Annotated in this window: 15 protein-coding genes and 1 pseudogene; 12 read left to right on the forward strand and 4 right to left on the reverse strand. The window is 50.1% G+C overall.

Annotated elements, in window-relative coordinates:
* Positions 1-123: 123 nt before the first annotated feature.
* Together EL143_RS13020 and EL143_RS11035 are read right to left on the reverse strand one after the other, a co-directional pair.
* Positions 124-929: pseudogene (locus tag EL143_RS13020) on the reverse strand (integrase core domain-containing protein).
* Positions 930-992: 63 nt separating this feature from the next.
* Positions 993-1,970, reverse strand: coding sequence for an IS30 family transposase (locus EL143_RS11035; protein ID WP_126326771.1), 978 nt, complete (start codon positions 1,968-1,970; stop codon positions 993-995).
* A gap of 90 nt (positions 1,971-2,060) precedes the next feature.
* Here EL143_RS11035 and EL143_RS11040 point away from each other — a divergent pair, with 90 nt between their 5' ends.
* The 4 genes from EL143_RS11040 (at position 2,061) to EL143_RS11055 (ending at position 5,186) form a co-directional block, all read left to right on the forward strand.
* Entirely contained in the window at positions 2,061-2,414 is a 354-nt protein-coding gene (locus EL143_RS11040; RefSeq protein ID WP_126326773.1) for a helix-turn-helix domain-containing protein, read from the forward strand.
* Positions 2,411-3,211 carry an IS3 family transposase gene (locus tag EL143_RS11045; RefSeq protein WP_126326775.1) on the forward strand — a complete coding sequence of 267 codons (801 nt, stop codon included), beginning with the start codon at positions 2,411-2,413 and terminating at the stop codon, positions 3,209-3,211. The genes EL143_RS11040 and EL143_RS11045 overlap by 4 nt, the downstream gene beginning before the upstream one ends.
* A gap of 362 nt (positions 3,212-3,573) precedes the next feature.
* Complete coding sequence (locus EL143_RS11050) at positions 3,574-5,097, forward strand: sodium-dependent transporter (RefSeq protein ID WP_085417318.1); 1,524 nt, start codon at positions 3,574-3,576, stop codon at positions 5,095-5,097.
* Positions 5,094-5,186, forward strand: a complete 93-nt coding sequence (locus tag EL143_RS11055; RefSeq protein WP_040667075.1) for a methionine/alanine import family NSS transporter small subunit — start codon at positions 5,094-5,096, stop codon at positions 5,184-5,186. The genes EL143_RS11050 and EL143_RS11055 overlap by 4 nt, the downstream gene beginning before the upstream one ends.
* A gap of 236 nt (positions 5,187-5,422) precedes the next feature.
* Here EL143_RS11055 and recD read toward each other — a convergent pair whose 3' ends face one another.
* On the reverse strand, positions 5,423-7,153 hold the full coding sequence (gene recD / locus EL143_RS11060) for an exodeoxyribonuclease V subunit alpha (protein WP_085417319.1): 1,731 nt from the start codon (positions 7,151-7,153) through the stop codon (positions 5,423-5,425).
* Between the two features lie 210 nt (positions 7,154-7,363).
* Between recD and EL143_RS11065 the strand changes: the two genes are divergently transcribed.
* The 4 genes from EL143_RS11065 to EL143_RS11080 all read left to right on the forward strand — a co-directional run bounded on the left by EL143_RS11065 (position 7,364) and on the right by EL143_RS11080 (position 11,187).
* Positions 7,364-8,506 (forward strand): extracellular solute-binding protein, encoded by a 1,143-nt coding sequence (locus EL143_RS11065; RefSeq protein ID WP_085417320.1) that lies wholly within the window; start codon positions 7,364-7,366, stop codon positions 8,504-8,506.
* Between the two features lie 228 nt (positions 8,507-8,734).
* The gene (locus EL143_RS11070) at positions 8,735-9,862 is read left to right on the forward strand and encodes an aminotransferase class V-fold PLP-dependent enzyme (protein WP_085417321.1); all 1,128 of its coding nucleotides are present in this window, start codon (positions 8,735-8,737) and stop codon (positions 9,860-9,862) included.
* A 144-nt stretch (positions 9,863-10,006) separates the two neighbouring features.
* On the forward strand, positions 10,007-10,687 hold the full coding sequence (locus tag EL143_RS11075) for an epoxyqueuosine reductase QueH (RefSeq protein ID WP_085417322.1): 681 nt from the start codon (positions 10,007-10,009) through the stop codon (positions 10,685-10,687).
* A 260-nt stretch (positions 10,688-10,947) separates the two neighbouring features.
* Positions 10,948-11,187 (forward strand): hypothetical protein, encoded by a 240-nt coding sequence (locus EL143_RS11080; protein WP_085417323.1) that lies wholly within the window; start codon positions 10,948-10,950, stop codon positions 11,185-11,187.
* Positions 11,188-11,591: 404 nt separating this feature from the next.
* Here the strand turns inward: EL143_RS11080 and EL143_RS11085 are convergent, their stop codons facing one another.
* Complete coding sequence (locus tag EL143_RS11085; protein WP_085417324.1) at positions 11,592-12,440, reverse strand: ferritin-like domain-containing protein; 849 nt, start codon at positions 12,438-12,440, stop codon at positions 11,592-11,594.
* A gap of 272 nt (positions 12,441-12,712) precedes the next feature.
* Here EL143_RS11085 and lolA point away from each other — a divergent pair, with 272 nt between their 5' ends.
* The 4 genes from lolA to pth all read left to right on the forward strand — a co-directional run bounded on the left by lolA (position 12,713) and on the right by pth (position 14,903).
* Complete coding sequence (lolA, locus tag EL143_RS11090) at positions 12,713-13,321, forward strand: outer membrane lipoprotein chaperone LolA (RefSeq protein ID WP_085417325.1); 609 nt, start codon at positions 12,713-12,715, stop codon at positions 13,319-13,321.
* 257 nt (positions 13,322-13,578) lie between these two features.
* Positions 13,579-14,010 (forward strand): type II toxin-antitoxin system RatA family toxin, encoded by a 432-nt coding sequence (locus EL143_RS11095; protein ID WP_085417326.1) that lies wholly within the window; start codon positions 13,579-13,581, stop codon positions 14,008-14,010.
* A complete protein-coding gene (locus EL143_RS11100) occupies positions 14,003-14,305 on the forward strand; it encodes an RnfH family protein (RefSeq protein WP_085417327.1) in 303 nt (100 codons plus the stop codon). Before EL143_RS11095 ends, EL143_RS11100 begins: the two co-directional genes overlap by 8 nt.
* A gap of 22 nt (positions 14,306-14,327) precedes the next feature.
* Positions 14,328-14,903, forward strand: a complete 576-nt coding sequence (gene pth, locus EL143_RS11105; protein WP_085417328.1) for an aminoacyl-tRNA hydrolase — start codon at positions 14,328-14,330, stop codon at positions 14,901-14,903.
* Positions 14,904-14,972: the final 69 nt, after the last annotated feature.

Here is a 14,972-nt window from a genome sequence, read left to right on the forward strand (position 1 = left end):
ACAAAATCCGAATTCAAATAGCAAGAAAAATATGCACCGCTTGCACAAAAATTTTACAAACGAAAAATGCCTGTCTGAAAAATGTTTTCAGACAGGCTTAGATGTAAGAAATCCTCGCGTTGTTTACACAACAGATTGAGAAAAATAAGCCTGTAAAACCTCAAAAGGCGTATCGCCCTTCAAGCCCTTATGCGGCTTAACCGTATTATAAAAATTCACAAAACGGCACAATTCCTTCTGCCTGTGTTCCGAATCCATAAACGGAACTTTGTCATGCCACATTTCCATCAGGGTGCGGATTACCCGTTCTGCCTTACCGTTGGTCTGCGGTCGGGCAATACGGGTAAACTTCTGGTTGATGTTGTTCTGCACACAGGCAACCGCAAACGGATGCGACGCATTGCCACGGTATTCCATGCCGTTATCCGAATAGGCACATTCGATGGTATAAGGACAACAGTCAATCACATCACGCAAAAGGAACTTGGCCGCACTAGCCGCTGTACGGTCGGGCAAAATGGCCGCATACAGTTCGCGGGAATAGTCGTCAATGGCGACAAACAGGTAATCTCTCGAGGCGGTTGCTTTTTGGTTTTGCAACAAAGGCAGTCGTTTGGTGTCGAAATGCACCATTTCGCCGGGATAGGATTTGTTGTAGCGTTTGGCCTGTTTCTTGAGCTTTTCTTCGATGTTTTTTCCACTTTTGCCAAACGCTTCATTCCGTATTTGGCCTGTTTGAAACGGTTGTTGGTGCTGTTTTGTGGTGCGAGCAGCTGCAGCCGTGCGGCCTTTAGGATGCGGTAAATGGTAACCCTGCTGACTTGGTATTGCCGGGCCAGTGAGGTAACGGTGATTTTATCCTGCGTATAGGCGCGCCAAACGGCTTGGCGTTGGTGCGGGGTAAGGCGGGTGTTTTTATGGATGTTCATGGCAGTATTGTCTTTCAAATACTGTAAACAACGCTAGAGTTTCTTACAGCTTAGATTCGAATTTCAAGTGCAACACTCAGGCAGTAGAGGTTGGAACCGGTTTAAGAATAAAACACTTGGCGTTTCATAGCCAAGTGTTTTTCTTGGCCTATGGTTCAGTTCATCTTGAACCCTGCGTATCTCCCGATGGCTGATGTTGCGGAAATCGGTTTGTTTGGGGAAATATTGGCGGATGAGTCCGTTGGTGTTTTCATTCAGCGCCTTTTCCCAAGAACGGTAAGGACGGCAGAAATAAGTTTCCGCTGCCAATACTTTGGCTATTCGGGTGTGGCGGTAGAATTCCTTGCCGTTATCCATAGTGATGGTGTGCACCCTGTCTTTATGCGCCCTCAGCGCCCGAATGACGGCGTTGGCCGTATCTTGGGCTTTGAAGTTCTTCAATTTGCAGATGATGGTGTAGCGGGTAACCCGCTCGACCAAGGTCAGTAATGCGCTTTTCTGATCTTTGCCGACGACGGTGTCGGCTTCCCAATCGCCGATGCGGGATTTTTGGTCGACGATGGCGGGTCGGTTTTCAATGCCGACGCGGTCGGGTACTTTGCCTCTGCTCCATGTACTGCCGTAGCGTTTACGGTAGGATTTGCCGGCTATTCTGAGATGCTGCCGCAAAGTGCCGCCGTTGCTTTTGTCTTGACGCAGATAGCGGTAAATGGTGCTGTGGTGGAGTGTGATTTGGTGGTGTTTGTGCAAATAGGCGCACACTTGTTCGGGACTGAGTTTGCGGCGGATGAGGGTAGCGATGTGTTGGATCAGCTGCGAATGGAGCTTATAGGGCTTTCTTTTGCGCTGCTTGGTAAGCCGGCTTTGCTGTTGGGCTTTTTCGGCACTGTATTGCTGCCCTTGTGGGCAGTGCCGTTTGATTTCGCGGCTGATGGTGCTTTTATAGCGGTTAAGCCGTTTGGCGATTTCGCTGATGCTATGGTGGCGGGACAGGTATTGGATGTGGTATCGTTCGTCTTGGGTCAGTTGTGTGTAGCTCATATGCAATCTTTCTTGCAGGAAAGGCCGTATGCTACTGAACTGCACCCCAAAAGTTGGACACCCCTCCGACTAAAAAGGTGCAGTTTTCTTATGAACAAATATACACTAGACTTCAAATACCGAGCCGTACTCCATTATCACCAAGTGCACAGCCAACAGCGCACCGCAGAGCACTTCAACGTCTCGCGCACACACCTGCGCCGTTGGGTAGCCGCCTATCGGCAAGGCGGCATCGCCGCACTGCAACACCCTCAGGCGCACTCCATGAAAACCAAACGCAAAAACCCGTTTATCGTCGATAAGCCCGACCATGAAAAAACCCAAGCAAAGCTGATTGAAGAACTACGCTATATGCGTGCGGAGAACGACTACCTAAAGCACATGAAAGCCCTCAACGAAAAGGAAGGGAACGCCGCCAAAGCTGCGAAACCGTTCAAAAGTTGAGGGCGAAACACCCGCTGAAATATCTGCTGCACAGTGCCGGCATCCCCAAAAGCAGTTTCCATTACCCTATCGGCAAACCCGACCCCGATGCTGCGGCCAAAACCGCAGTGAGCGAAGTATACCGCCAACACAAAGGCCGCTACGGCCGGCGGCGGATTGCCGCCGTATTGTCGTGGAACAAAAAGAAAGTCGGGCGCATTATGGGTTTATTGGGGTTAAAAGCCAAAGTCCGCAGCAAAAGAACCTATCGCCCGCAGGCCATAGGGGAAGCTTCGGCAAACATTCTCAATCGTGAATTTAGTGCCGCCAAATCGCGAGATAAGTGGTTGACCGATGTGACCGAGTTTAAATGCACAGACGGCAAACTGTATTTATCGCCGATATTGGATGTGTTCAATCGCGAGATTGTAGCCTATTCTTTAAGCCGCAGAGCGAACGGTGACATGGTAACGCAAATGTTGGATAACGCATTCGGCCGTCTGAAAGGGGCAACGCCGCTGCTGCATTCCGACCAAGGCGTACTGTATCGGACAAGTGCTTATCGGGCGAAATTGGCTGAGAACGGGATTATGCAAAGTATGTCGCGCAAAGGCAACTGCCGGGACAATGCGCCGATGGAGAGTTTCTTCGGCACATTGAAAACGGAAAGCTTCTACGAAGAAGGTGCGTTATCGGTGGCCGAACTGACAACGGTGATCAATGATTACATACATTACTACAATCATGAGCGCATTAGTTTAAACTTGAAAAAGCTGAGCCCTGTGGCCTACAGAACTCAGCTTGAAGAGGCTGTTTGAGAAATATTCTTAACTTGTCCAAGGATTGGGGGACAGTTCATACCCCCCATACCGGCCTTTTTCTGTTATGGACAGTTGCACTTCAAATCCGAATCCGCCAGGCATTAAAAACATCGTTTTTCAGCTCCCGAACCCTGTTCCATACCCGCTCCGTCAATGCCCAAATCACTAAAATAAAAACAAATATCGGCTTCTTGCTTGCCATTTTTCTGATTTTTTTTTACGATAAGCCTAATTTTTTATGGCATAACTTTACAAAACGCTAAAAGTAAGTCGGTTTGTTGGCAACCATAAAGATAACTGTTGCCGGAATTTATTTCATAGGCAACTGATTTACCACATATTTCATTGAGGTATTTATCGTGTCTGATTCAAATCCGAAAAAACACCAGCGGGAAACCTTTGCCTCCCGCAAGGCGTTTATGTTTGCCGCAATCGGCTCCGCCGTTGGCTTGGGCAATATCTGGCGCTTTCCTTATGTTACTTACGATAACGGCGGCGGCGCTTTCATTATCCCTTACTTGGTCGCCCTGCTCACAGCCGGTATCCCTCTGCTTTTTTTAGACTATGCCATCGGGCATAAATACCGAGGTTCCGCGCCGCTGGCCTACCGCCGCATGAACAAGCATTTTGAAACATTCGGCTGGTGGCAGGTGCTGATTAATGTGATTATCTCGATTTACTATGCCGTAATCATCGGATGGGCCGCCAGCTATACTTATTTTGCGTTTTTCAACGGCTGGGGTGCAGACCCTTCGGCTTTCTTCTTTAAAGATTACCTGCAAATGGCCGACGGCGCTTCACTGGGCTTGAATTTCGTTGACAATGTTGTCGGCCCCTTAATTGGCGTTTGGCTGGTTACTTTGCTGATTTTGGCTTTGGGCGTTCAAAAAGGCGTAGGCAAATCCTCACAGTTTTTTATGCCTTTGCTGACGGTTATGTTTCTGATTCTGGTGGTCAGCGCGCTGTTCCTGCCGGGCGCATCCAAAGGCTTGGACGCTTTGTTTACCCCGGATTGGGAAAAGCTTACCAAACCTACCGTGTGGCTCGCTGCTTACGGCCAAATCTTCTTTTCGCTTTCCATCTGCTTCGGCATCATGATTACCTATGCCTCTTATCTGAAAAAGGATACGGATTTAACCGGCACGGGCATGGTTGTGGGTTTTGCCAACAGCAGTTTTGAGCTGCTCGCCGGTATCGGCGTGTTTGCCGCATTAGGCTTTATGGCTACCGCAGCAGGCAAAGAAGTAAGCGATGTTGCCGCTTCCGGCATCGGCTTGGCATTTATTGCCTTCCCTGCCATTATCGACAAAGCACCCTTCGGTGCCGTGATCGGCGTATTGTTTTTCGGCTCTTTGGTGTTTGCCGGTTTAACTTCCCTGATTTCCATTTTGGAGGTGATTATTGCAGCCATCCAAGACAAATTGCGTATGCACCGTATCACGTCCACCATCATTGTGTGCCTGCCGCTGATGGTAATTTCCACCCTGCTCTTCGGCACCACCACAGGCTTGCCGGTTTTGGATGTGATGGATAAATTCGTGAACAGCTTCGGTATTGTGGCCGTGGGCTTTGTCTCCATCCTCTGCATCACGCTGACCAAAAACTTTCACCAGCTCAGCAGCCACATCAACGCCACTTCATCATTGCAACTCGGCTTTTTCTGGCGTTTGTTTGCCGGCATCATCACACCGGTTATCTTGGGCTTCATGCTGTTTACCGAGGCGAAAAAAATCCTGTCTGAAGGCTACGAAGGTTATCCGGCATGGTTTGTCGGCAGCTTGGGCTGGGGCATGGCCATCGGTCTTTTGGTTATCGCATTTCTCCTTTCCCAACTCAGTTGGCCGCATGAAGACAAACCTCAACAAACAGGAGACAAATCATGAGCACCGCCGCAATCGTTATGATGGTTATTTCAATTTTGGTTATTTGGGGCGGATTGATTGTATCTGTTCTGCGTTTGCCTAAAGAGTAACGCATCAAACCTTAAAGAATGCCTGTCTGAAAAGCAGTTTTCAGACAGGCATTCTTAATATAAATACAAGAAACACATACCCGGCATAAGCCGGGGTTACGATGCAACCATTCTTCTTAATAAGAGCCATTCAACAAAAATCAAAATGCCTCTCTGAAAAATATTTTTCAGACAGGCATATGAATAGCAAACTCCGTAAAAGTTTATACTTAACACAAAACCTCATCCCGCTCGGTTTACCCCTCTGCCAGCATCTCCCTCACCGCACTTCTGCGCGTCTCTTCCTGCAAACACGCAGCTTTAAAAGCTTCCGTTTTGCCCAAAAACACAAAACGCTCCCGAGCCCGGGTAATCGCCGTGTAAAGCAAAGCCCGGTTCAGTCCGGCTCCGGCCGTTTTCGCCAAGTCATACCCCATAGGCGGTAACAGCCACACTTCTTTATATTCCGAACCCTGGCTTTTATGCACGGTCATCGCAAACGCCGTTTCGCACTCCGGCAAGCGGCTCAAGGCGATCTTGCGAAACTCATCTCCATCCGGGAAATAGGCTGCCAGCGCATCCGTATCAGATTCTTCATCACGCAGCACCAAACCGATGTCGCCGTTAAACAAATCCAACGTATAATCATTGCGGCTCACCATCAGCATCTGGCCTGCAAACCAATGCTCTTCTTGCTTGATGATGCCGATTTTTTTCAGATAGGCCTGATAGGCTTGATTGAAATACTCCGCATTATTGCGCCATGCGGCCAAAACCATACAGTCCGCCTGATGCCTGAAAGCCGCTTTCACATCATTTTGCGCCACGGCCTGCCAGTAGTTTTGCTGCAAACGGTATAAAGTTTCAAGCTGCCCGTCAATATTCATATTGTGAATACGGATTTCGTTTGGAAACCGCTCAAACTGAGCCAGCGCATCTTCCACATTTCCTTGCACAACCGCACGCGCTAAGCAGCCGATGCCGCTGTGTTCACCGAACCGGTGGCTGATGGTTAAACGCGCGATATTTTCAGCCAAAGGCTCAGGCCTGTCTGAAACGGCAAACGGCTGTTCCGGCAACAAATCAGTAAGCTCCTGCGCGGTGGTTTCCTTTAGCACCGTTTGCCGGGCAAGCGCTGCCAAAACCGCGCCGGCGCCCACAGAGGGCAACTGGTTTTCATCGCCCAATATAATCACCCTGCATCCGTCAGGCACGGCGGATAAAAGCTGCAACAACAGCGCCGTATCCAGCATCGACGCCTCGTCCACCACAATCACATCCAACGGAAGCGGATTATCGGCATGATAAGCCGGCTGCATATAAGGCGGCTTGAACTTAAGCAAACGGTGCACCGTTTGCCCTTCCAAGTGTCCCAGATGCGCCTTAATCGCCGCTCCGGCATCAAACTGCCCCAGCGCACGGTGCAGCGCTTTAGCCATATGCGCCGCAGCCTTGCCCGTCGGCGCCACCAAAGCAATGCGCGGCAATTTGCCCGCGTTCACACACAGCAAAGCCAGCAGTTTGGCCACCGTAGTGGTCTTGCCCGTACCCGGCCCGCCGCTGATGACCATCAAGTTTTGCAGCAAAGCCAGAGCCGCCGCCGCTTTCTGATCCCTGCTGCCGGATTCTGCAAACCAGTCTGCCAGATAATACGATGCGTTCAACCAATCCACCGGCTCCGGTTTCACTGCGGCAATACGCAGAATCTGCCGTGCCAAATCCTGTTCCAACTGCCACATTTTGCCTAAAAAAAGCTTGTTTCCCCTTAAAACCAGCGGACTGCCGGCATCTCCGCCTACGACGGGCCGTGCCTGTTTCATCGTGGCAATATCATGCTTATCCAGCCAAATAAAGGAATGGCCTTCCGCCAAAGCCGCAAAAAGCTTATCGACAAAAGGCGACACCACACCGCTCGCTTCAGGCGCAACCCGCTCCAGCAAGCCCACGGCCGCTTCGGCAGCAAAACCGTCAAGCATCAAAGAATCCATAACCGACACCACCCATCAACACTTCACAGGAACAAATCCCGTATTTTATAGCCAAATATCCCGGGCACGCCATTTTCAGGCAGGCATTAAGACAATGTTTTTCCTTTTTGATTTTTTGTAAATCCTCCATTACAATAAATCGCTCCCCCGCCTTAATCCGCAACTGTTAAGGCTATATTTTTCCACTCACTCAAGGAATGATAACCCATCATGAAAAAATCATTATTGACCGCACTGATTGCCTTCGCGCTGGCCGCCTGCGGCGGACAAAAAGCCGAACAACCAACCAACGGCCAAGCGGCTTCTGCCACATCCGCCGGCAGCAACCTGCCGCAAACTGACACCCTAAACATCTACAACTGGTCAAACTACGTTGACGAAAGCACCGTAGACGACTTCAAAAAACAAAACAACCTGAAGCTCACCTACGACCTTTACGAAAACAACGAAACTTTGGAAGCCAAAGTGTTAACCGGTAAATCCGGCTATGATTTGGTTGTACCCGGCATCGCATTTTTGCCGCGCCAAATCAAAGCGGGCGCCTATCAGAAAGTCAATAAAGATTTAATTTCCAACTATAAAAACATCGATCCCGAGCTGCTGAAAATGCTCGAAACCGCCGACCCCGGCAACGAATATGCCGTGCCCTATTTCTCCGGCGTCAACACACTGGCCATTACCGCAAAAGGCAAAGAGCTTTTGGGCGGCCAACTGCCTGAAAACGGCTGGGATTTATTGTTCAAACCCGAATACACCAACAAGCTGAAACAATGCGGCATCGCCTTGTGGGACACTCCGAGCGAAATGTTCCCCATCGTATTGAACTACTTAGGCAAAGATCCTGCCGGCACCAACCCTGCCGATATTGAAGAAGCCGCCGAAGTTTTGGAAAAAATCCGCCCCGATGTGAAACGCTTCAGCCCCTCCTATATCGACGAGCTGGCGCGCGGCGATTTCTGTATCGCAGCGGGTAACGGCGGCGATTTGAACATGGCGAAGAAACGCGCCGAAGAAGTGGGCAGCACAGTCGGCATCGAAGTGCTTAACCCCAAAGGCATGGGCTTCTGGATTGAATCGTGGCTGATTCCGGCCGATGCCAAAAACATCGTCAACGCCCACAAATATATCGATTGGACGCTGAACCCGGATGTGGCCGCCAAAAACGCATTGGAAGTAACTTTCGCACCGGCCAGCCTGCCCGCGCGTGAAAAACTGCCGAAAGAGCTGGTGGAAACCCGCTCCATCTTCCCGAATGCCGAAGATATGAAAAACGGTTTCGTCATGCCGCAAATGAGCGACAAAGCGAAAAAACAAACCGTTGCCCTGTGGCAGAAGCTCAAAGCAGGCAAATAATCCGCAGCACTTCTTCCGCACACCATGCCTGTCTGAAAAGTTTTCAGACAGGCATTGCTTTTATTTGCAGCCATAGAATGCTAATATCGTGCAGTCAAAACGCGGCCGCAGCCGCGCAAAATATAGCCGTGAATTTGTAAGCCCTGCGCCCCGCCGCCCTATATGGAAACTTCATTTTCACAGCTATATACCGGCCCGAACGAATAAAACAATCAAGGAGAATCTTTCATGAGCAGCACTCTGCCCCGCCCCGAAGTTGACGAAAACGGCTTACTGGAATATTCCGTGGTTTATACCGACCGCGCATTAAACCACATGTCGCAAAAATTCCGCGCCGCGCTCAACCACATATCCGCCACGCTCAAAAAAGTTTACGGCGCCCGACACGTTGCCGTGATTCCCGGCAGCGGCACTTCCGGCATGGAAGCCGTAGCCCGCCAGCTTGCACGCGGCGAAAAATGCCTGATTGTGCGCAACGGCTTTTTCAGCTTCCGCTGGACTCAGATTCTCGAAAAAGGCGGCTTCGCAGCCGATACCAAAGTGCTTACCGCGCGCCAAGAAGATACCGCCCAAGCCCCGTTTGCCCCTGCACCGATTGACGAAGTGTGCGCAGAAATTGCCGCCTACAAGCCGGCCATCGTGTTTGCACCCCATGTTGAAACCGCATCCGGCATCATGCTGCCCGACGATTACATCCGAAAGCTGGCAGAAGCCACCCACGCAGCCGGCGGCCTGCTGGTTATCGACTGCATCGCATCCGGCTGTATCTGGCTGGATATGGAAGCACTCGGCATCGACATCCTGATTTCCGCCCCGCAAAAAGGCTGGAGCGGCTCGCCCGGCTGCGGCTTGGTTATGCTCAACCAAAAGGCTTACGATAAAGTGCAAATCACCGAATCCGACAGCTTCGCATTAGATTTGAAAAAATGGCTGCAAATTATGGAAGCTTTTGAAAACGGCGGCCATGCTTACCACGCCACCCCGCCCACCGACGCGCTGTTCCAACTCTACGAAGTGATGCAGGAAGCCGAAAGCGCCGGTTTTGAAAACCTGCGCGAAAAACAGCTTGAGCTGGGCAAAAAAATCCGCGCCCTCTTGGCAGAAAAAGGCTATCCGAGCGTTGCCGCACCGGGCTTCGAAGCACCCGGCGTGGTAGTGAGCTACACCACCGATCCCGATATCCAAAGCGGCAAAGCCTTTATCGGCCACGGCCTGCAAATCGCATCCGGCGTGCCGCTGCAATGCGGCGAGCGCAGCGATTTCCAAACCTTCCGCCTCGGCCTGTTCGGCTTGGACAAGCTACAAAATGTCGAGCGCACGGTTCAAACTTTCGCCGAAGCCTTAAACAAACTTTAAAATCTTTCATACACAAGGCCGCCCGAAACTCTGCTTTCGGGCGGCCTTTCAGTCTGATAAAATATCTGCCCGATATATTTTCAGACAGGCATCGTTTCAGATTAAACCTTAAATGCCTGTCTGAAACCATTAAGGCACATCATCATGAGCAAACCACAAAACGACAAACCTTTCGAGCGCCCCATACTTACCCCGCCGGGCGGCCACAAAAAAGTACTGCTGCATTCCTGCTGCGCGCCTTGCTCAGGCGAAGTAATGGAGGCCATGCTCGCTTCAGGCATCGATTTCACCATTTATTTTTACAACCCGAATATCCACCCCAAAAAAGAATACGAAATCCGCAAAAACGAAAACATCGCCTTCGCCGAAAAACACGGCATCCCCTTTATTGACGCGGACTATGATGTAGACAATTGGTTCGAACGCGCCAAAGGCATGGAAATGGATCCGGAACGCGGCCGCCGCTGTACCATGTGTTTCGACATGCGTTTCGAGCGCACCGCACTTTACGCCCACGAACACGGCTTTCCGGTAATTACCAGCTCCCTCGGCATTTCACGCTGGAAAAACATGAATCAAATCAACGACTGCGGCGTGCGTGCAGCAGAAAAATACCCTGATCTGGTTTACTGGGAATACAACTGGCGCAAAGGGGGCGGCAGCGCACGCATGATTGAAATCAGCAAACGCGAACACTTCTATCAGCAGGAATATTGCGGCTGCGCCTATTCATTACGCGACACCAACCACCACCGAAAATCCCAAGGCCGCGCCCCGATTAAAATCGGCGTGAAATATTACGGCGACGAAGAAACCGGCGAATAGCGCCGCCCATAGTCGGCTATTAACCATGCCTGTCTGAAAGATATTGTTCAGACAGGCATTTTGTACAATCTTAAAACCCGATTTTGCCCCCATAATACAAAGGCATAAAAACCGGCTGGAAAATGCCGTTACCGGCCAATACAACCGTCATAGCACCCGAAGATTATCCGACTTATAATCAGGCCGTTTGAAGCCTTTCAGACAACCTACTCATTTAAAGAAACAAAGAGGCTTTACACACCGACAACCAAGGAGATTCCATGAAAAAAGCACTATTTTCCTTTATTTTAATGAGCTGTGCCGTTTTCAGCTTTGCCAAAGAGCCTTCTTCAACCGAGGAATGGCCCAAAGGCGCTATCCGCAACGGAGCATTAGGCGATCCTATTTTAGTAAACGATGCCATGCTTGCCGCCAAAGGACAGGCAACTATAATGGGCTGTGATAAAGTTAAAGACGGCCGTTTTTTTATTAAAAAAGACATTACCGGCAAACCGGGATAACAAACTTGGGAGGAAATTTGGCAATTTCAATGCACCAACGGCAACTACAACGTTCAAATGACGTTTATAGAATCCAAGCGTGGAGGTGTTAGCTTTGTAGCCAGCTCGGAAAGTAAATAACCACCGGTTACTCAGACTGCTTGAAACCTTTCTTCAAACTGCCTCAGTATGTCTTCTTCGCAAATAAAGAGCTAAGGACTGAAGCAGATTAACCGCAAGCAAAATGCCTGTCTGAAAAGTTTCAGACAGGCATTGCTAATTCTCAAAATACTGTACTTGAATATAGCAAATAAACCAGGTTCACATGCTCCGAGCATCCGCTTAAGCTTACTGAAGCTGAAAATACCCAACCCAAAGCCCGAGCATGGCAAACGCGCCGTTGGCAAAGTTATTTACCGTATAGCTTATCTCAAAGCATTCTGCCAATTCCGACGTTGTCCGCCCGCTTTCATACTGCTTTCAAAATCCTCCAGCATCTCCAACTCAAACCGGCTGAAGCCCGCCCGCTCCCTGGCTTCCATATTCACATAACCACGGAAAATAAACATATCGTAGCGCGCCAGCAAATTGCGGAACAGCGCCACAGGCTCGAGCCCCCGCTGCCGACAAAGCCACATATACCAATGGTTGCCTATCTGCACATGCCCCACTTCATCGTGATAGATAATATCCAGCACCGCACAGGTTTCCTCATCGCCACGCTGTGCCACCTTCGCGCGGATGCCGGGTGTTACATCCAATCCCCGCGCTTCCAACACCCTCGGCACCAAAGCCATGCGCAGCAGCGGGTCGAAAGCCGTTTTGTAAGCCATGTCCCATAAATGGTTATGGGCTTTGAAATCACCGTAATCAAAGCCGTATGCCCGCAACCGCCCGCGCATCAGCATGAAATGATAAGCTTCCTCTTTCGCCACCCGCAGCCAGTCTGCCGTGTATTGCGGCGGCATGCTGCGGAAACGGTAAGCAGCATCAAGCGCGAGGTTGATGGCGTTGAACTCAATATGGCATACCGCATGCAGCATGGCAGCGTAGCCTTCAAGCGTGTTCATTTTCCGCTGCGTCACTTCCGAAGGCGGCACCAGCTCGGGTTTTTCAGGATGCCCGGCCATGCGGAAATCACACGGCGGTTCGCCAACCGAGGCCGTTAAACTGCCTGCGGCCCATTCATCAAAAGCCTGATCGGCAAGCCGGCACTTTTCATCGGGACGGCTTGCGGAAAGCGCTGCATATAAAAGGGGATAAATGCTGTTCATTGCCGTATTATAGCGGATTCGGCTCTCCTGCCGGGCCAGCGGGATTAGCTAAAATACTGTTGTATTTAGCATAGGTAAAAGCGTTTTAAATTCAAGTTAAAGCAATTTTTCTTGCCGCTTGAATTTTCAAGGATTTTAATTTGGCCCGTATCTTTACAATTGAACCATGCCTGTCTGAAAAACATCCAAGCGCTTGTAAATTCTGCCCAATCGCTTAATATGCACGGCAAACCGACAATATAAAACCATCCGAACAGAGAAAGGATACCCCGATGAAAAAATTCTTTACCGCCGCGGCTGTTGCTGCCTTAAGCATAGGCACCGCACACGCAGGCGCAATCGATGCCTTGAAGCAATTTAATAATGATTCCGACGGCATCAGCGGCAGCTTCACCCAAACCGTGCAAAACAAAAAGAAAACCCAAACCGCCAGCGGCTCTTTCCAAATCCGCCGCCCCGGCCTCTTCCGCTGGGAATACACCAAGCCTTACAAACAAACCATCGTGGGCGACGGCAAAACCATTTGGCTGTATGATGTTGATTTAAAACAAGTAACCAAGTCCAATCAAAACCAAACCATCGGCGACAGCCCCGCCGCCATCCTATCGAACAAAACCGCGCTTGAAAGCAGCTATTCTTTGAAAGAAGACGGCTCATCCGGCGGCATCGATTATGTGCTCGCCACGCCGAAAAAAAACAATGCCGGCTACCAATATATCCGTATCGGATTCAAAGGCGCAGCGTTGAGCAATATGCAGCTTAAAGACAGCTTCGGCAACCAAACCACCATTCAATTCAACAACCTCAACAACAAACCCTCTTTTGCAGGCGGCACGTTTACATTCACGCCGCCCAAAGGTGTGGATGTGTTGAGCAACTGATTGCCCTTATAGTTAATCAAATTAATTTTTAATACAAGGCAGCAAGCCGAAGACAGTACAGATAGTACGGGACTGATTTTGTTGCTGCTTCAGCAGCTTACAAAATCGTTCTCTTTGAGCTAAGGCGCAGCAACGCCGTAGTAAAAGTTAAGTTGATTAACTATACCCCTAAAATGCCTGTCTGAAAGCAGTTCAGACAGGTATTTTGGTTTATAATCGCGCTTTCCGTTTTAACTTGCCGCGACACGCTTTCCCTTATGAAAACCGTAGAAAAAAACGTACTCGTTCTGCATTCAGCCGAGCAGATGTTCGAGCTGGTCGACCGCGCGGAAGATTATCCCAAGTTCCTGCCCTGGTACGGCAAAACCGAAATCATCTCACGTGAAGGCAACGAGCTCAAAGCCCGCCTCTTTATGGATTACAAAGGCGTTAAACAGTCTTTCGCCACCCACAACCACAATATCCCCGGCAGGGAAATCCGTATGGATCTGCTTGAAGGCCCATTCAAAACCTTAAACGGCACCTGGAAATTTATCCCGTTGGGCGACGATGCCTGCAAAATCGAATTCAAACTCCAATATGATTTTTCCAATTCCTTGCTCGCCGCCCTTATCAGCCCGGTGTTCCAACACTTGAGCGGCAAACTGGTAGATGCCTTTGTAGAAGAAGCCAACCGCCGTCATGGATAAAATTACCATTGAAATCGTTTACGGCACCGCCGAAAGACAACACCTTCAACGTATGCAGGTTGAATCCGGCACAACTGCGCGCCAAGCCGTGATACAAAGCGAAATGGCCGGACTGTTTCCCCAAGCCGATATAGCCGACGCACCCTTGGGCATCTTCGGAAAACAAGTGAAAGACGATACGGTTTTGCGCCACAACGACCGTGTAGAAATCTACCGCCCGCTGCTGATTGATCCGAAAGAAGCACGCCGCCTGCGTGTTTCAGACAGGCATACGGCAACAAATAAAGGTAAATAAACCAGCAACACAGGATAAACACATGACCGTCAAAATGATAGTCGGCCTGGGCAATCCGGGCAAAGAATACGAACACACCCGCCACAACGCAGGCTTTTGGCTGTTGGACGAATTAGCCTGGGCATGGAAAGCCCGGTTTCAAGAGGAAAAAAAATTTTTCGGCGAAGTGGCCCGCGTCAGCCTGCCCGAACAAGGCGATGTATGGCTGCTGAAGCCGAATACTTTCATGAATCTCTCCGGCAAAGCAGTTGGCGCGCTGGCGCAGTTTTATAAAATCAAACCGGATGAAATTCTGGTTGTCCACGACGAACTGGACATTGCCTGCGGTCGCATCCGTTTCAAACTCGGCGGCGGCAACGGCGGGCACAATGGCTTGAAAGACATTCAGACCAGGCTCGGCACACCCGATTTTTACCGCCTGCGTTTGGGTATCGGCCACCCCGGCGACCGCAATCTGGTTACCGGCTATGTATTAAATAAACCGAGCAGCGAAGACAAACGAGCAATCGACGATGCCGTGCAGAAATCCATCAAAGGGCTACCTTTGATTATGGCAGGTAATTTGGAAGAAGCTGTGCGCTTTCTGCATAGCGCTTAACGCGTTCCTTCCCATATCCAAAACAGAATGCCTGTCTGAAAACATTTTCAGACAGGCATTTTGCTTTAA

The organism is Neisseria canis, assembly GCF_900636765.1.
In the GTDB taxonomy this organism is placed as follows: Bacteria; Pseudomonadota; Gammaproteobacteria; order Burkholderiales; family Neisseriaceae; genus Neisseria; species Neisseria canis.